Below are 16,475 nucleotides of genomic sequence, written 5' to 3' on the forward strand. Positions count from 1 at the left end.
GAAACCGCCAGAAGTTTGGCGCTCGGCAGAGCTGGAACGCGAGACGTGATTGTTATGACGGGCGACTTGCAGTGGCTCCCGGTGTTGGGCGACTACGCCCCCTAAGCCGCGTAGCGGTGGCACCGCCAAACCAGGTGCCTTGTCAATCTGCTGTGCACCTGCGCACGCCCACCTCCCTTGCCATTCCGGCGAACCGCTCGTTCTCCTGCGGTAGACAATCGAACGGCTCCGCGTGCGTCGCAGTTAGCGTTTGACGCTGCCGACGCGGCATTGCCGATTGCGAAGTGGTCACGATGGCGCCTGTGTGCGTCTGTACGCGCCTTATTCGGCTGTTGACCTTTTACGTCTGCCTCGTACCTCTCCGTGGACAGTCGATCCATCTACGCCAGCGCGTCGTTCTCTATCACGCGGGTCGAGCAAAAATGGCGGTCCATCCATCAACTCTTCTCGAACTCCGCGGGATGGCATGTTTCAGCGGCACTTCAGCAGCCTGTTAAGGCGCGAATCATGCCCGCGAGTCAGTTCGACGATCGGTAGAGGTGCAACGCCGGTATGGTTCGTGGCGCATCGGCTTCGATCATCTTGACAAGTCGCGCGCACAAGCCGGTTGCGGAAATTTTCAAGCTAGTTGTCGCCTCAACGATTAAATTTCAGGCGGCCTTCTTCTCCTGGCGACGGTTTGGGGCGACGCCCTGGTTGTCGCTTCGATCCGGGTTCAGGTGCACGGCATGTACCCGCTGCCAGTTGCGCGTGGGGCCTTTCCATCGCAGCGGGTTGCGTTGCCGTGCAGTCTCATAAAGCGCCGCTCGTCGATCCAGAATGTCCTGGTCGAGGTTGGCATGGCGCTGCGCCGGTGTCACGAACTGGATCGCGCTGTGACGATGCTCGTGGTTGTACCAGCGCACCAGCGCGCCCACCCAGGTGCGCGCGGCGAGCAGGGTGTCGAACGCCTTGAGCGGGTAAGCAGGCCGGTACTTCAGGGTCTTGAACAGAGATTCAGAATAAGGGTTGTCGTTGCTTACGCCCGGGCGGCTCAACGACGGCATGACACCCAGCGCCTGGAGGGTGGCGAGCATCGTCGCGCCTTTCATCGGGCCGCCGTTATCCGAATGCAGAATCACCTGGTTGGGCTGTATCGCTTCGCGCGCGCAGAGGTCCCTGAGGACTTCGCTGGCCAGTACGCTGCTTTCCTCCGCATAGACCTGCCAACCGACTATCTTTCGGCTGAACACGTCCAGAAACAGATACAGATAGAAATACTGCCCGCGAACCGTCGTTGGCAGATACGTGATGTCCCAGCTGTACAACTGGTTCGGCGCGTCGGCGCAAACCGAACGCGGTTTGCTGCGAGCGTGGGCCGGCCGTTCGCTGCGCCGGTGGGCGAGTTGCTTCTCGGCCTTCAGTACCCGGTAGAACGTCGATTCCGAGGCGATATAGCGTTGCTGGTCTGCCAGTCGCGGCACGATCTGGCTTGGCGGCAGATGACCAAACTCGGCCGAGTTCGCGACTGCCAGAAGCTCGGCGCGTTCCTCGGCAGAGAGCTTGTGGCGCGGCTCGTGGTGCCGTAACGAGCGCCCGTCCACCGCGTCAGGTTCGCCGCGCTGCCGGCGCTGAACTGTGCGCGCGCTGAGCCCCAGGATCTTGCACGCGTGCGCCTGCCGAGCCCCGGCCAGGGTCGCCTCGTTGACGAGGCCGATCAATGCCTTGCGCTCTTCAGGGGCCGTCATTCGGCCTCGGCCCCGAGGAGCGCACGGTACTTTTTTTGCAGCACCAGTAGCGCCGCAGCTTCAGCCAGCGCCTGCTCCTTGCGTTTGAGCTCACGCTGCAGCTGCACATTGGCCTGCTTCAGATCCCGCACTTCCTGGGCGCTCTCACGTCGGCTAGCGGCTGCGCCGCCGGCGCAAAAATCCTCTCGCCACTGCACGAGATGATGCGCGAACAGGCCGCGCTCCCGGCACCAGCCGTTCAAGGCTTCGTCCACCAGGCCGTGGCTCTCCTGCAAGGCCATCAGGCGTTCTTCCAGCGACCAGTCTTCCGGACGTCTTGCGTGTCCAGAACTCGAGCTCCGGTTCGCGGTGGCGCTGCCTCTCATCCATTTCCTTAACGTCAGTACGTTCACGTTCAATTCGTCGGCCACGGCTCCAACCGTCCGGTTCCCGCGCTGCAGGACCTTCAACAGCGCCTGCTCCTTGAACTCAACAGAATACATTTGTTTCGTCTTCAACTTGTACCTCTGACTCTTCTTGATAAGAAAGTTCAGAGGCGACAACTAGTATGACGCCGGGGGATTGTGTGGCCAGGCTCATGTGGCGTCGCGCCGCTGGATCCCCGTCGCGCATCTTGGGAAAGTGCATGAATGACGCAATCCTCGTTTTGAACTCCGGCTCATCAAGCATAAAGTTCTCTGTCTTTCCGGGCCATCTTCGGCCGGAACGGACAGGCATCCTCTGCAACGGCGAATTCGAGGGAATCGGAGACCGTTTGCACTTCACGGCGAAGAAGCGCATTGATGCAGTCCTGATTGACGAATATGTCGACGGAATCACTCATGCAGACGCGCTGTCCGAGCTGCTCCGCTGGATCGAGTGCCATTTTCACGATCATCGACTGGTCGCGGCGGGACATCGGGTCGTCCATGGCGGATTGCGCTATGTTTCGCCGGTTCGCATCGACGCGCCGGTCATCGAAGAACTTCGCCGCCTAATTCCGCTGGCACCGTTCCATCAGCCCCATCACCTTGCTGCAATCCTGGCCTTGTTTTAGCTTTACCCCTTACTGCCGCAGTTTGCATGTTTCGACACGGCATTCCACCACACGCAGCCAGAGGTGGCAGCTGCCTTCGCGCTACCGAGGAGATTGAGCGCGGGAGAGATACGACGTTATGGATTTCACGGCCTCTCGTACGAATACATCGCGAGTGTCCTCCCTGACGTCGTCGGGCATGCCGTCGCTGATGGTCGTGTTGTAGTGACCCACCTCGGCAGCGGGGCAAGCATGTGTGCACTCCACGAGCGTAAAAGCGTGGCGACCACCATGGGCTTCTCCGTGCTTGATGGTTTGCCGATGAGCCGCCGGTGCGGCAATCTCGATCCGGGAGTGGTGCTACACCTGATCGAGGAGAAAGGCATGACCGCAGACGAGGTCAGCGATCTTCTCTATCACGATTCAGGCCTCCTTGGTGTTTCCAGCATAAGCGACGATATGCGGGTCCTGCTGGCCAGCGATCACCCGTCGGCCATTCAGGCCATCACGCTCTTTGTGTATCGCATCAAGCGCGAACTCGGGTCGATGGCGGCGGCCCTCGGTGGTATCGATGCGCTAGTGTTCACTGCCGGAATCGGGGAGCACGCCAGCGAAATTCGACGGCTCGTATGCGAGGGCATGGCGTGGCTTGGCCTGGATCTCGACCAAAGCGCCAACGCAGCAGGCGGCCCGCGCATCACAACATCGGGAAGCCGGGTCTCCGCCTGGGTGATTCCGACAGATGAAGATTTGATGGTCGCGCGCCACGTCTGGACGGCTACACGTTCTCGTGGCATGAGCGGTTAACGGGAGTGTGAAGGCGTGCCATGCAACTCTGCCGACGCCCCGTATCGCTCCACGAATCATGCAGACTGAATGGCACTTTGTGCCGCTCCTGGCCCAAGCCTGGGGGCGCACCCTGTAACATCGGACACAGCATCACACTATAAGGCTGCTGAACGCCCCTGCCGGGCCGCGCAGTGGCCCAGAGCCCGCGCCAGATGGGATATGTTCCACCGACCAGCAGCACGCAGCGCTTCCAGGGCCTGCGGCCAGGTCGTGGGTGTAGGCTCGATTCTGCTCGGACACCCGGTGGAAGTTGAACGTTTCACGTGTCTTGCCCATCGCGAAGCCAGCGTGCGCACGCCGTGTTCTGAGCTTCCCGGCCTCGCGTCGCGCGCGTACGTCGTAAAGCAGCATGGCGAGGAACCCGGTGTCGGCGAGTTGCCCGTCAACGGGCCTCGCGGTTGCGTTGCTCGAGCGAGTCCAGGATGCACGAGGGGCACAACTGCTTGAGGACGGGGTTGAGTTGGCAATACGGGACCGCGCGGCAAGGGTTTGATGAGAACACGTGCTACTCACGACACTGTTTGCTCACGTCACGGCAAATTGTGAGCGCTGACACGACGAGTTATACGCGGCCTGCACGAAGGAGAATGAGTTTTGCAGTCCCTCCCCAGATCCCATGACGCGCTGGATAAATGTCATATTGTGAAATAAAAACGAAAATTCCCGGAGAAACATATAATTCTTTGTCCGCTGCTGCCAAACTCCAAACTTTCCGCAAGATGCCTGAAGTAAGGTTACGCGTCAGTGCGATTTGATTTAGCAGAGGCTACCTGTCCATGAAACGAACCATCCTTTTTGTACTGTTCAGCGCGTGTACCGTAAGTGCCAGCGCACACATCTGCAGCCAGGGTGTGCCGGTGAGCATCGAAGGGGATGCGCCGGGTACAATCAGCTACGACATCTATAGCCATCTCTACCCGCTCGCACCTGCCCGGCTGGCAAGACTAGCCACTGCCCAGCAGGTGAGAATGATCCCCAACGGCACGAAGACGTGCACGATAACCGACGACGGCGTCGATGATCCGGACGCCGTTTTGATCAACGGTCCTCGCGGACAGATGAACTACTGGGTCTCAGGCGATCATGTCAAGCCGACAACCTGAACCCGATCCTGCAGCAGGGTTCGACCAGCGGGTTTTGCGCCCATCGCGGTTCGGTACGAATCGCCACGCGGTGCCGGCCTCACGCCGGCTGACGTCCTGGACAAGGATAGCCCACGAGACTGAGACGACTCAATGTCGCGTACACGCAATTACCTCAGCTTTTCCCGTCACGCGCTGAGTCGCGGTGGTTTTCAGCGCGGTCGCTCCAGTTTCGCCGGCTTCGTCTTTGCCAGTGCATTTCTCGCGCTCGCCGTGCGGGCCGCATGGGTGCAATGTGTCAACGATGACTTTTACCAGCGCCAGGGCGAAATCCGGCAGGTCAGCGACCGTGATACCCACGCTTCGCGCGGACGCATTCTCGATCGTGACGGGCGCCCTCTTGCCATGGACATCCCGACACGCACGGTCTGGCTCGACGCCATAGCCGCCGGTGCGCCGGCGTCCGCTTCGCAGATCGACGCGCTCGCCCACATCCTGGGCATCGCCCCGGTCACGATCGAGCATGCCTATGCCTCGCACCGTCAATTCGTCTATCTCAGGCGACAGATTTCGACCGCGATGGCAGAGCGCGCAATGCGTGTGGATGCGCCGGGTGTGTTCGCCCAGAAGGACTATCGCCGCTTCTATCCCGAATCCGAAGTCGCAGCGAACGTTGTCGGTTTCACGGGTATCGACGGGAAGGGCCAGGAGGGTATGGAACGCTCCGCGGATCACCTGCTGCATGGTGTGGACGGCTGGAAGCGAACGCTCCATAACGCCAGGGGACAAGCCATTGCGAACCTCGCACAGCAACCGGCTCGCAACGGCGCGGACGTTCGACTTTCGCTCGATCTGCCGGTCCAGTATGCGGCCTGCCAGGCGCTGCGCGACGCCGTCACACGCGTCAATGCGCGCTCCGGGTCTGCCATCGTACTCGACGCACACACGGGGGAAATCCTCGCCATGGCGAACTGGCCCAGCTTCAATCCGAACAGCCGGACGCGCAGAAGCGGTCTCGCCATGCGCAACCGTGCCGTAACGGACGTTTTCGAGCCGGGGTCCGTGATGAAGCCGGTCACGATCGCGCTGGCCCTTCAGGAGGGACGCATCACGCCGGACTCCGTCGTGACGACAGGCGGCGGCCGGCTTCGCCTCGACGGCGCGACCATCCACGACGACGACGATTTTGGCACGCTCACGGTCGCTGGTGTCATCCAGAAGTCGAGCAACGTCGGCACAACGAAGATCGCGCTGATGATGCCCGCTGCGGATATGTGGCGCAATTTTCACCAGGTCGGACTCGGAAAAGCACCACATGCAGGACTGCCAGGGGAGGCGGCAGGGAATTTACGCGCATGGGAACACTGGCGCCGGATCGAACAGGCGACAATGTCCTACGGGTATGGGCTTTCCGCATCGCTGCTGCAGCTCGCACAGGCTTATACGGCATTCGCCAATGACGGGGTCTTCGTGCCGGCGACGATCCACGACCTGCTGGCGCCACCTCGTGGGCACCGGGTTTATTCGGCGCGCACCGCAAGGCAGATCCGGGCCATGATGGAAAAGGTCGTCAGCGCCGGAGGAACAGCGCCACAAGCCGCGGTTCAAGGCTACACGGTTGCCGGAAAGACGGGCACGGCATACCGCTGGGTTCATGGCGGCTACGACCGGAGTCAGTACCGGGCCTCATTTGTCGGGATCATTCCGGCGCGCCGGCCTCGCGTCGTCATTGCCGTTTCAATCGATCGTCCGCGCAGGGGCTCGCATTTTGGCGGGGCGGTAGCAGGACCCGCGTTCGTGGACATCGCGACCCAGACGATGCAACTGCTCAACGTGTCTCCAGACAAGCCATTCACGCCGCCCGCGCCAGCGCCGACAACATGAACGCCGCTTTGACACACCTGGGGCACGCCGGGCGATCCCGACGATCAGGGAAAATGCCAGCGGAAATGTTCACCGCCCAATTTTGAACCGTCGACGTCGAATTGCCCCGCTCCGCGCGGTATGACCGGAAAATACGACGCACCACCCCTGCCCTGGCCGGCATGTCGTACCGCAAAAATACCAGGTGAATCCAGCACTGCAAACGAGCAGGACGCCCCGTCGCGTTCCAGGTGATCACATGACGAACCCGAAGCTCCTGTGCCACCAGCGACTGAAAGCTCATCGGCGTAGCTTGAACTCGAGACGCAAAGCAGGATCAGCACAGACGACGCGAACAACGCGATGCGTTTCATACCTCCGCGCCTGGCGGTTTCAGGCAAGCGCGCCTGAAACCGCGACTCCTTTACAATGAGATTTTGCACGACCACGTAACTGAGGCTATATTTTATGTCACATAGTGACATTTTCCCAGTTCAATGCCGTAAAACATGGGGCAGCCTATGCCACCGAAGCCCCGCAAGGTGACGGAAAAGGTCACGAGAGCCGACCTGGAGGAGCTCTCCGAATTCCGCTATCGGCTGCGCCGTTTCCTGCGCTTTTCCGAGGCAATTGTGCATGCGGAGGGCGTGACGCCCCTCCAGTACATGCTGATGCTGCACACCCGCGCGTTTCCCGACCGTGACTGGGCCACTGTGGGCGAACTCGCTGAGCGTCTGCAGGCTTCGTCGCATGGGACCGTCGCACTGGTAACGCGCTGCGAGGCGGCAGGACTGGTTACCCGGGTGCAGAGCGCTCATGATCGCCGGCAGGTCCAGGTGCATCTGACGCCTGCGGGCGAGCGTTGCCTGATGAGGCTCGCCGCGTCACATAAGTCGGAAGTCCAGTCTTTTGGCTGGGCGTTCAGGGGGGAGAGAACATAGCGCAGGCAAGGCGCCCGTAGTACCGGGCCGCCATATGTATCGTGATCGTTCTGCTCACTCTTCGCAATTCGCCGGGCAGCAGCGAGACATCGGACATGATGGCGCGCACGAACAGTACCAGTTGGCAGCACCCGCCAGGCAACTGCTGCACGGCAACCGGGAGCAGGTAGCCATGAACGATGGAGCCAATGACCAGGAGACTGACAAGAACGCTCGCCAGGCCGTGCCGGTGGCGGCGGGTCGCGTGGTGCCAACCACCCCGACCGACGACGACGCACCGCCGGTCGGCGTCTATCTGTTGTGCTTCTATGCCTTCCTCGTGGGCATCGTCACCGGACTCGGGGCCGTCGTGTTTCGCGGCCTGATTGGTGCCGTGCATAACGCATTCTTTCTCGGCCGCCTGTCGTTTTCCTATGATGCGAGCCGGTTCACGCCCGCTGCGCCATGGGGCGCCTGGGTGATCCTCGTTCCCGTTGCAGGCGCGCTCGTCGTCACCTGGCTCGTCAGCACCTTCGCGCCCGAGGCGAAGGGGCACGGCGTGCCGGAAGTCATGGACGCGATCTATTTCAAACGCGGCGTGATCCGGCCGGTCGTCGCCGTCGTCAAGTCGCTCGCGTCGGCGTTTGCGATCGGCACCGGGGCGGCCGTGGGCCGGGAAGGCCCGATCATCCAGATTGGTTCCGCGCTGGGCTCGACACTCGGCCAGGCGATGCCAATGGCTGCGGGCCAGCGCATCACCCTCGTCGCGGCCGGCGCGGGCGCAGGGATCGCCGCCACCTTCAACACCCCCATCGGCGGCGTACTTTTCGCGACCGAGCTGATGATGCCGGAGATCAGCATCAACACGTTTCTGCCCGTTGCCCTTGCGACCGGGACAGCCACGTTCGTCGGGCGACTCTTTTTCGGAGTGGAACCCGCATTCCTGGTGCCCGCGCAACTGGGCGCGTTGCCCAATCAGCCGGGTAGCGCCCTCACGATGATGCTGTACGTGTTGCTCGGGGTGGTCACCGGCGCTGCCGCGGCCGTGCTGATACGCGCGCTGCACTGGGCGGAGGACGGCTTCAATCGCATCCGTAATCGCTACTGGCGCCACGCGCTCGGCATGCTGCTCGTCGGTGCGTTGATGTACGCGCTGATGCATTACGCGGGGCACTATTACGTCGAAGGCGTGGGTTACGCGTCGATCCAGGCGACGCTCTACGGACAACTGCAGGGCGGCCTGTTTCTGCTTCTGCTTGCTGCCGCGAAGACGTTCGCGACTTCAGTCAGTCTCGGCTCCGGATCGTCGGGTGGGGTCTTCTCTCCGTCGCTATTCATCGGCGCGACACTGGGCGCCGCGCTGGCATTGGCATTCCAGTTCATGCTGCCGGGCGTGCCGGTCAGCGCTCCGGCGTTTGCCATGGTGGGCATGGGCGCCATGGTCGGCTCGGGAACCGGCGCCGCCATGACCGCCGTGGCGATGATCTTCGAGATGACACGCGACTACGACATCGTGCTGCCGATGATCATTGCCGTCGCGTTTAGCCTGGGCACCCGCCGCCTGCTTTCGCACGAGAGCATCTATACGCTGAAGCTTGCGCGCCGGGGGCACGTCATTCCCAATGCCTTGCATGCCAACATGTTTCTGGTGCAAAGCGCTGCACAGGTCATGGAGACCGATGTCCTCGTGCTCGACGAGGCCGTGCCGTTCCGGAATCTGCTTCGCTCGCCAGGCGACCCGGCCTTTCGTCATGTGGTTGTCACACGCGATGGCAAGATAAACGGCGTGCTTCGCATCAATACCGGCCTGCGACGCGCCGTGAGTCGCGACGACCTGACGGTGACGCTGGGCCGGCTCGCACAACACAACTACATCGTCGTCGACGAGTCCGATGCCGCATTCGACGTCATCAGCCAGTTGCGGCAGCACAGGGCGACGATGGCGGTCGTCGTCGCTGGAGGTCTATCGGGGCCGTTGCGAGTCAGCGGCGTCATTGCAAAGGAGCACATTGCGGATGCCGTCGCCAGCAGCATCCGCATTTTCCCGGCTCGTGCGAACAACGATGCGCGCGGGCCGCACGGCGATGCGCGTGCGTTGCAGCGCGAAGTAGCGTCGCGCGGCGCAGACGAGGAGGACCGTCATGAAACTAAAGACTGAATGGCGCGCGGTCCGCAGCCGCATCGAAGCGGCACTGCATTACGCGAAGCTGCACCATGCCCTGGAGTTCGCCCGACCCGGCGAGGACAACCGCGCATGGGTGATCGTCTACCGGACGGCGAACGGCTTTTGCTCCATGTACCACGGGCTACCCGTGGATTTCGAAGACATCCTGGACGTCCAGACATGGGCAGAGGACATGGATGTACGCCCCTACTTCATGGACATGTGAATGGCTGGGTGCGCCAGGGCGCCCAGCCAGAATGATACGAACTACTGACGGTAAACGAGGTCGGCGCGCCGGTTCTGGGCCCATGACGCCTCGTCGTGACCAAGCGCAACGGGCTTCTCCTTGCCAAGACTGACGGCTTCAAGCTGGGAGCCGGACACGCCGAGCGACTCGAGATCGTGCAACACGGCTTCGGAGCGGCGTTCGCCCAGCGCGAGGTTGTACTCGTCCGTGCCGCGCTCGTCGGTATTGCCCTGGATCAGCACATGCTGGGCCGGATGATTGCGCAGATAGTTGGCATGGGCGCGCAGCAACGGCAGATAGTCGCTCTTCACGTCATAGCTGTCGAAATCGAAATAGACGCTGCGCTTGGCGAGCGGACTGTTGGGATTGTTCAGTTCGTCGACTGAGGTCGCTGCCCCGGTGACGGGCTGCGTCGTGGCGGCGTTCATGTTCGCCGTGCCATTGGCTTGCGGTACCGTCGTTGCCGAATGGCATCCGGCAAGCAGCGCAGCCAGCAGGATTGCCGCGCAGGATCGATTCAGGCTCATCAGAGGCTCCCGTTCCGTGTGGACATGCATAGCGCCGCAATTTTCATTGCATGATGCAGTCTAGGCGGCAATATTGCCCAATGCCAACGTATTTTCTCGCGTTGGCGACGCGTTGCCATGAACGCTCATACGCGCCCGATCCATCGGGTATGTTGGCATACCGCGATCAATGAATTTAAGTTTCTCTTAAGAATAACGGCGTAAATTTCCCGTAAATGTCATGTCGTGATCATTTATCACGATACGCTTTCAGCGGCGCGTTGTGAATTGTCGTGACACCGTTGTGCCCAACTAAACGTCCAGTTGCCGTCGCCGCCCCGGCGGCGGCTCCCCTGACCCAGCCTCAAGCTGGGTTTTTTTTCGGTTGAACCACATGCGTGCCTCCTCCACATCATCGAGTCCCCCTTCACGCATGAGCGCGCCCGAAAAGCGCGCGACCGTGTCGCTCGCCGCGATCTTCGCGCTGCGCATGCTCGGCCTCTTCATGATCATGCCGGTGTTTTCGGTCTACGCGAAAACCATCCCCGGCGGCGACAACGTGCTGCTCGTCGGCATCGCGCTGGGGGCCTATGGCGTCACGCAGTCGCTCCTGTACATCTTTTATGGCTGGCTTTCGGACAAGATGGGCCGCAAGCCCGTGATCATCATCGGCCTCTTGATCTTCGCCATCGGCAGTTTCGTGGCGGCTTTCGCGCATGACATCTCGTGGATCATCGTCGGGCGGGTGATTCAGGGCATGGGGGCGATTTCCTCGGCGGTGCTCGCGTTCATCGCCGACCTCACTTCCGAGGAGCACCGCACCAAGGCCATGGCGATGGTGGGCGGCTCGATCGGCATGTCCTTCGCGGTGGCGATCGTGGGCGCGCCCATCGTGTTCCACTGGATCGGCATGAGCGGCCTGTTCGCCCTCGTGGGCGTGTTCTCGATTCTCGCCGTGGGCGTCGTGCTGTGGATCGTGCCCGATGCGCCCAAACCCGTGCATGTGCGCGCGCCGTTCGCCGAAGTCCTGCACAACGTGGAACTGCTGCGCCTGAACTTCGGCGTGCTCGTGCTGCATGCCACGCAGACCGCGCTTTTTCTCGTCGTGCCGCGCCTGCTCGTGGACGCGGGCCTGCCTGTGGCGTCACACTGGAAGATTTATCTGCCGGTGATGGGCGTCTCGTTCGTCCTGATGGTGCCCGCCATCATCGCCGCGGAAAAGCGGGGCAAGATGAAGGCTGTGCTGTGCTCGGCCATTGGGCTTATCCTGATCGGCCAGCTTCTGCTCGGCTCGCTTGCGCATACCATAGCAATCGTGGCGACCGTGCTGTTCGTGTACTTTCTCGGATTCAATATTCTCGAAGCCTCGCAGCCCTCGCTGGTGTCCAAGCTCGCACCGGGCAACCGCAAGGGCGCGGCCACGGGCGTCTATAACACCACCCAGTCGATCGGGCTCGCGCTCGGCGGCGTGGTGGGCGGCTGGCTGCTCAAGCACGGTAGCGCGAGCGCGGTGTTCTATACGTGCTCGGGGCTCGTGTTCTGCTGGCTCCTGATCGCGGCCAGCATGAAGGCGCCGCCGCTGCGCCGTGCCTGACTTTTTTGCGCCCTGGCGCGAACTGAAGGAAACGCCTGTACCATCCGTACAACGACAATCGACAAACAGGGGATACAGATCGTGCGAATCTTCGGGCTGATCGACAGGCGAATGTTACAGCGCGCCAACCGGCTGTGGCTCCATTACGGCGTGTTCTGGCTGGGCGCGATCGCAGTCGGCCTTGTCGCCGTGCTCTACGCAAAGCTGATCGACTTCGGCTACGCGCTGTTCCTGCATTACGCGGCTGAGCGGTTCTGGCTGCCCCTGCTCGTTGCGCCTGCAACGGGTGCAGTGACGGTCTGGCTCACGCGAAAATTCTTTCCCGGCTCCGAAGGCAGCGGCATCCCGCAAGTCATTGCGATGCTGCACGGACCAAACGAACTCGGTCCGCGACTGCTCACGCTGCGCATCCTCGTGGGCAAGATCTTCATCTCGTTCCTCGCCATTCTCGGCGGGTTCACGATTGGCCGCGAAGGGCCGACCATCCATGTCGGCGCCGCCCTGATGTTCAGTCTGAGGCGCTTCTATCCCCAGCGCTTCCTCACCATCCGGCCGGGCGTGCTCGAACGCAGGCTGGCACTCGCAGGCGCAGCCGCGGGCCTGTCCGCGGCATTCAATGCGCCGCTTGCCGGCGTGGTGTTCGCCATCGAAGAGCTCATGCGCAGCTTCGAGCAGCGCACGAGCGGCGTGCTGATCACGGCCATCATCTTCGCCGGCGTCGTTTCACTGGGTCTCCAGGGCAATTATGTGTATTTCGGCACGATCGATATCGGCTCCGGGTTGCCACAGTGGCTCAGCGTCGCCGTCGTGCTGACCGGCGTGCTTGCGGGTGTGCTGGGCGGCAGCTTCTGCTGGCTGCTGCTCAATACCCGGCGCTGGATGCCGCGCATGCTGCTCGAGATGCGCGCGCAACGGCCGGTGCTGTTCGGGGCGCTATGCGGCCTCGTCATCGCCGTCGTTGGCGTGCTGTCGCACCGTCACACGTTTGGCAGCGGCTACGCCGAGGCGCGCGGCATGCTGGAAGGCACTGCGCATGTCAGCGCGGCCTATCCGATCCTCAAACTCATCTCGATGGTGGGATCGTACCTGCCGGGCGCACCCGGTGGCTTGTTCGCGCCGTCGCTGGCCATCGGCTCTGGCATCGGCAATACCTTGCACATGGCGTTCTCGCAGATGCAGTTGTCGATGCTGATTGCGCTCGGCATGGTCGGCTATCTCGCGGCGGTGACGCAGAGTCCGATCACGGCATTCGTGATCGTCATCGAGATGATCAACGGCCATGCGCTCGTCATCTCGCTGATGGCCACCGCGCTCATCGCGAGCCGCGTCTCGCGCTTTTTTGCACCACCGCTGTACGAGGCATTGTCGGAGCGCTATCTGCGCGAGCCGTGAGTTCGATGCCAACGGCGCGCCTCTACCGATATCAACGGGATTGAAATGAAGCTTGCAGAAAGGCTGGAGCGTCGCTTGCTCGGCACGGCCCGCGCACTATGCCTCGTCGCCCTCGTAGCAGCCGTGATGGCGATCACCGCTGTCATTTTCGCACTCGCGGTTCCTGGCAAACACAGCGCAGCCGCGGATTCGTCAGTGAGCGTGGCCGATGTGCTCGCCTCGCTCCCGGGCTCCGAGGCGGCCAACGATGCCATCTCCGGCGATAGCGCGAACGGCAGCATGCCGGACGTAAGCGTCCAAGCCGCGGCGGGCCTCGTGATCCCGGCCCCGCTGCGTCAGGTCCTGAATGGGGATAACGCGAGCCAGCCGTTGCTCAACGCATGGCTGGGCAACGTCCCGTTGCCCGACCGGCAGCAGTTCCTGAACAAGCTTTCGGAGGTCGTCACGCGTGCCAGCCAGCATGCAGCAACGTGGGAATGGGACGATCGCGAACGGTATGTAGCGTCGGCGATGAATCAATACGCCCGCGTCAAAATCGAGCGCATCGCCGCGGCCGAGCGTGCACTCGAGGTCGCGCACGACAGGAGCGAGCAGTTCAGGGCTTCGCTGGGAACGCTGCTTGCCTTGACGGGATTCCTCACGCTGCTGCTTGTCCTGATATCGATCGAGCGCAATACGCGCCATCTGCGCGTCGAACGGAACAATTAGTTGCTGTGTGCCTTGCGTCAGCGGTACAAGGTTCCGCTGGTGCTCGCCTGAAACAGCGCCTTGATGGAATCAGGGTTGAGTTGCGATCGTGTCGACAGAACGTCGTTGAGCGCAACAGCCTGCGGCAGATCGCGGGCGAAGCTGTCAGGATAGTAACCGTAGCTCACCACCCCGGTCATGCGCAAATGACGCATCTGGTTCACGAGACGCCCCGTCGGTATACGCGCGCCGGTATGGGCGTCAGCCGCTTCGAGCAGGAAGACCGTCCGGTGAGCGCCGTTCGGCACGGACCGCACGTTTTCGCTCAGCGAATCGAGCCAGTGGTCCACCGAAGTGATGCCCTGGCGAGAAGGCATGGCGAGCAGCCCGACATAGTCATACGTGGCGAGGAACGCCTAATAGTTCTGCGCGTAGCGCCGTCCCGCAACTGGATCGAGCAGGGCATCAGGAAATATCGTACGTACGGTCAGCACCTCGTCGCTGTTCTGGCTGTCGAGCACGATTTTCCTGAGCTCCTTCGTGAAGTCGAGTAGATACCGGGTCTTCATGTCGCCCCAACGCTTCGCGAGGCCGGGGTTGGAGCGGATCTGTTCAATACTCTGCGGCAGGTCCCAGCGGGCAAGCGTCTGTCGCGCATGCGGCCCTGCGTCCTCGTAATCGGTGAGCATCGCGTCCTCGCCGAACAGCACGCCGTTGAATGCGGAATATGTGCCGAGGTCCTCGTACAGTTCGCGCACATACGCCCGCGCAGCGGGATCGAAAGGACTGAGCCGCCTGCCGCCGTGACGAACTCCATCCGCCTGTCGAGCTTCGCGGGGATCGCGAAGGCGAGCACCGGTAACCACGCGTAGACCTCCACGTGAGCCCGCGTGTTCAACTGCCATGCTGCGCGGGAGAACAGATCCGAGCGCATCGGCAGGTGCCGGTTCGGAAAGTACACCGCGCGTGCGAACCCGGAACGTCTGGGGTCCGAGTACGCCTGGAGGTATACGGAGCTCGGACGCAATGCGTACACTCGATCGATCAGTTCGCCAAGTTTTTTTCCTGCGCGGCAGGTGACGGGTCGTACACGTCGTCCAGTGCAACGACCGCAACCCGTTCCACCGGGTTGATTTCCCCGCGGTTCTGCGCGGGTTCGCGCATCGAGCGCTCCAGACCGCCAACGTCGATGTCGTACGTCGCCAGGATTCGGCGCAGCCGGTTGAGCGGCACATCGCGCGTGTTTGGGCCATCCTCGAGCGTGAACTGCGTGGGCATGCCAAGATCCGACGCTATAGTGCGCACGGCAAGATTCTGTGCCCCGTAAGGCCACACCATTGCCCGAACGGAAGCGCCCGTCTGCGCCTTGATTTGCGCCATGCATTTAGCCAGGTCCGACTGGACACGCGCATGGAATTCGGCGTCTGTCTCGTAGCGCCGCTGGTCTTTGAGGTACAGGTGCGATGTCGTCGCCGGCAACTCGTTGCCCTGCGGATTGGCGATGGCGCCGTGGTGCAGGTCGTGCGTATGGCACGCCAGTTCGACAAGCCCCGACCCTGCCACGTCGCAAACCTCGTCCCACGACATGAAGGTATCGCGCGGCACGACAAGGGTGTCCGAAAGACGAATGCCACTGTCGACAGGCGTATCGATCCATGACGTCACGATGCCCATGACTGCCGGATAGCGAAAGTCCTTCAACAGCGGCAAGACCTTGTCGTGATGGCTCTTGAAGCCGTCGTCGAAGCTCAGCAGCACCGGACGCGGCGGCAAGGGCTTGCCGCCCGTGCGTGAAGCCAGAATCGCGCCGATCGTGATGGGTTGATAGTGGTTATCTTCCAGCCACGAAAAGATCGACGTCAGCGTGCCGGTATCGACTGCATACGGATCGATGAGGCCATTCGTTCGGAACTCGGCGCGCAGATTGTCGCGCACGTCATGGAAGCAAAGGACCCGAAAGGTCACGCCGTCGGCCGGATCGGCCGGTGGAAGAATGTCGATCAGCCTTGCAGGAGCAAGCGAAGGAAAGAGCGTACAGCCGGCGATGGCCCCCAGACACCCGCAGATGAAACGTCGCCGAGCCTGCATCATCGGCCTCCTTGCAAAATCCAGCATCGAAACCGAACCGTCAACGTGGCGTGTCACTTCAGGATTCGCGCTTTCGTCACAGGTCACTGGCGTGTCAGAACCGCTCGATTTCGGTTCCATTCGTGGTTGCCGTCCATATACGCCACGTTGAACGTGGCGCAAACCTTATACCCGAATGAACACATGAATGCGAAGCCGGATTTGAAGTTACGCCGGTTTCGTGGTCGATTTTCCTGGGTTAGTTTGTCTCGCGGCGAAGGCCAAACAGACTGAACTACTACCTTCCGCCGACATCGACACATCGTGCGCTGACTTTGCAGAATTTTCTGGGCCTAATATTT

At 61.9% G+C, this 16,475-nt stretch carries 10 protein-coding genes and 3 pseudogenes; 9 read left to right on the top strand and 4 right to left on the bottom strand.

The window, feature by feature from the left end:
- Nucleotides 1-650: 650 nt before the first annotated feature.
- Nucleotides 651-2,209: pseudogene (locus P5W99_RS38345) on the bottom strand (IS3 family transposase).
- 143 nt (nucleotides 2,210-2,352) lie between these two features.
- Between P5W99_RS38345 and P5W99_RS38350 the strand changes: the two are divergent.
- The 3 genes and pseudogenes from P5W99_RS38350 (at nucleotide 2,353) to P5W99_RS38360 (ending at nucleotide 6,557) form a co-directional block, all read left to right on the top strand.
- Nucleotides 2,353-3,549, top strand: a pseudogene (locus P5W99_RS38350) (acetate/propionate family kinase).
- An 818-nt stretch (nucleotides 3,550-4,367) separates the two neighbouring features.
- Nucleotides 4,368-4,694, top strand: coding sequence for a hypothetical protein (locus tag P5W99_RS38355; protein WP_434667104.1), 327 nt, complete (start codon nucleotides 4,368-4,370; stop codon nucleotides 4,692-4,694).
- A gap of 132 nt (nucleotides 4,695-4,826) precedes the next feature.
- The gene (locus tag P5W99_RS38360) at nucleotides 4,827-6,557 is read left to right on the top strand and encodes a peptidoglycan D,D-transpeptidase FtsI family protein (protein ID WP_434667106.1); all 1,731 of its coding nucleotides are present in this window, start codon (nucleotides 4,827-4,829) and stop codon (nucleotides 6,555-6,557) included.
- A 44-nt stretch (nucleotides 6,558-6,601) separates the two neighbouring features.
- On the opposite strand, the gene P5W99_RS38365 is transcribed toward P5W99_RS38360, so the two are convergent.
- Nucleotides 6,602-6,910, bottom strand: coding sequence for a hypothetical protein (locus tag P5W99_RS38365; RefSeq protein WP_434667109.1), 309 nt, complete (start codon nucleotides 6,908-6,910; stop codon nucleotides 6,602-6,604).
- A gap of 147 nt (nucleotides 6,911-7,057) precedes the next feature.
- Here P5W99_RS38365 and P5W99_RS38370 point away from each other — a divergent pair, with 147 nt between their 5' ends.
- The 3 genes from P5W99_RS38370 to P5W99_RS38380 all read left to right on the top strand — a co-directional run bounded on the left by P5W99_RS38370 (nucleotide 7,058) and on the right by P5W99_RS38380 (nucleotide 9,846).
- Nucleotides 7,058-7,477, top strand: coding sequence for a MarR family winged helix-turn-helix transcriptional regulator (locus P5W99_RS38370; RefSeq protein WP_434667112.1), 420 nt, complete (start codon nucleotides 7,058-7,060; stop codon nucleotides 7,475-7,477).
- Nucleotides 7,478-7,649: 172 nt separating this feature from the next.
- On the top strand, nucleotides 7,650-9,614 hold the full coding sequence (locus P5W99_RS38375; protein ID WP_434667115.1) for a chloride channel protein: 1,965 nt from the start codon (nucleotides 7,650-7,652) through the stop codon (nucleotides 9,612-9,614).
- Nucleotides 9,598-9,846 carry a hypothetical protein gene (locus P5W99_RS38380; RefSeq protein WP_434667118.1) on the top strand — a complete coding sequence of 83 codons (249 nt, stop codon included), beginning with the start codon at nucleotides 9,598-9,600 and terminating at the stop codon, nucleotides 9,844-9,846. The genes P5W99_RS38375 and P5W99_RS38380 overlap by 17 nt, the downstream gene beginning before the upstream one ends.
- A 41-nt stretch (nucleotides 9,847-9,887) precedes the next feature.
- On the opposite strand, the gene pal is transcribed toward P5W99_RS38380, so the two are convergent.
- Nucleotides 9,888-10,394, bottom strand: a complete 507-nt coding sequence (pal, locus tag P5W99_RS38385; protein WP_434667120.1) for a peptidoglycan-associated lipoprotein Pal — start codon at nucleotides 10,392-10,394, stop codon at nucleotides 9,888-9,890.
- Between the two features lie 373 nt (nucleotides 10,395-10,767).
- Here pal and P5W99_RS38390 point away from each other — a divergent pair, with 373 nt between their 5' ends.
- The 3 genes from P5W99_RS38390 to P5W99_RS38400 all read left to right on the top strand — a co-directional run bounded on the left by P5W99_RS38390 (nucleotide 10,768) and on the right by P5W99_RS38400 (nucleotide 14,067).
- Nucleotides 10,768-11,967: an MFS transporter gene (locus P5W99_RS38390; RefSeq protein WP_434667122.1), complete on the top strand. Its 1,200-nt coding sequence runs from the start codon at nucleotides 10,768-10,770 to the stop codon at nucleotides 11,965-11,967.
- A gap of 111 nt (nucleotides 11,968-12,078) precedes the next feature.
- The gene (locus P5W99_RS38395) at nucleotides 12,079-13,359 is read left to right on the top strand and encodes a chloride channel protein (RefSeq protein ID WP_434667124.1); all 1,281 of its coding nucleotides are present in this window, start codon (nucleotides 12,079-12,081) and stop codon (nucleotides 13,357-13,359) included.
- A 45-nt stretch (nucleotides 13,360-13,404) separates the two neighbouring features.
- Nucleotides 13,405-14,067, top strand: coding sequence for a hypothetical protein (locus P5W99_RS38400; RefSeq protein WP_434667126.1), 663 nt, complete (start codon nucleotides 13,405-13,407; stop codon nucleotides 14,065-14,067).
- Nucleotides 14,068-14,084: 17 nt separating this feature from the next.
- Here P5W99_RS38400 and pgaB read toward each other — a convergent pair.
- Nucleotides 14,085-16,134, bottom strand: a pseudogene (pgaB, locus tag P5W99_RS38405) (poly-beta-1,6-N-acetyl-D-glucosamine N-deacetylase PgaB).
- Nucleotides 16,135-16,475: the final 341 nt, after the last annotated feature.

The organism is Paraburkholderia sp. A3BS-1L (genome assembly GCF_051125215.1).
Classification (GTDB): Bacteria; Pseudomonadota; Gammaproteobacteria; order Burkholderiales; family Burkholderiaceae; genus Paraburkholderia.

What these genes read in the sequence shown, in the direction of transcription:
- P5W99_RS38355 (WP_434667104.1), top strand. Translation starts at nt 4,368, where the DNA reads ATGAAACGAACCATCCTTTTTGTACTGTTCAGCGCGTGTACCGTAAGT.
- pal (WP_434667120.1), bottom strand. Translation starts at nt 10,394, where the DNA reads ATGAGCCTGAATCGATCCTGCGCGGCAATCCTGCTGGCTGCGCTGCTT.
- P5W99_RS38370 (WP_434667112.1), top strand. Translation starts at nt 7,058, where the DNA reads ATGCCACCGAAGCCCCGCAAGGTGACGGAAAAGGTCACGAGAGCCGAC.
- P5W99_RS38390 (WP_434667122.1), top strand. Translation starts at nt 10,768, where the DNA reads ATGCGTGCCTCCTCCACATCATCGAGTCCCCCTTCACGCATGAGCGCG.
- P5W99_RS38395 (WP_434667124.1), top strand. Translation starts at nt 12,079, where the DNA reads ATGTTACAGCGCGCCAACCGGCTGTGGCTCCATTACGGCGTGTTCTGG.
- P5W99_RS38375 (WP_434667115.1), top strand. Translation starts at nt 7,650, where the DNA reads ATGAACGATGGAGCCAATGACCAGGAGACTGACAAGAACGCTCGCCAG.
- P5W99_RS38400 (WP_434667126.1), top strand. Translation starts at nt 13,405, where the DNA reads ATGAAGCTTGCAGAAAGGCTGGAGCGTCGCTTGCTCGGCACGGCCCGC.
- P5W99_RS38380 (WP_434667118.1), top strand. Translation starts at nt 9,598, where the DNA reads ATGAAACTAAAGACTGAATGGCGCGCGGTCCGCAGCCGCATCGAAGCG.
- P5W99_RS38360 (WP_434667106.1), top strand. Translation starts at nt 4,827, where the DNA reads ATGTCGCGTACACGCAATTACCTCAGCTTTTCCCGTCACGCGCTGAGT.
- P5W99_RS38365 (WP_434667109.1), bottom strand. Translation starts at nt 6,910, where the DNA reads ATGAAACGCATCGCGTTGTTCGCGTCGTCTGTGCTGATCCTGCTTTGC.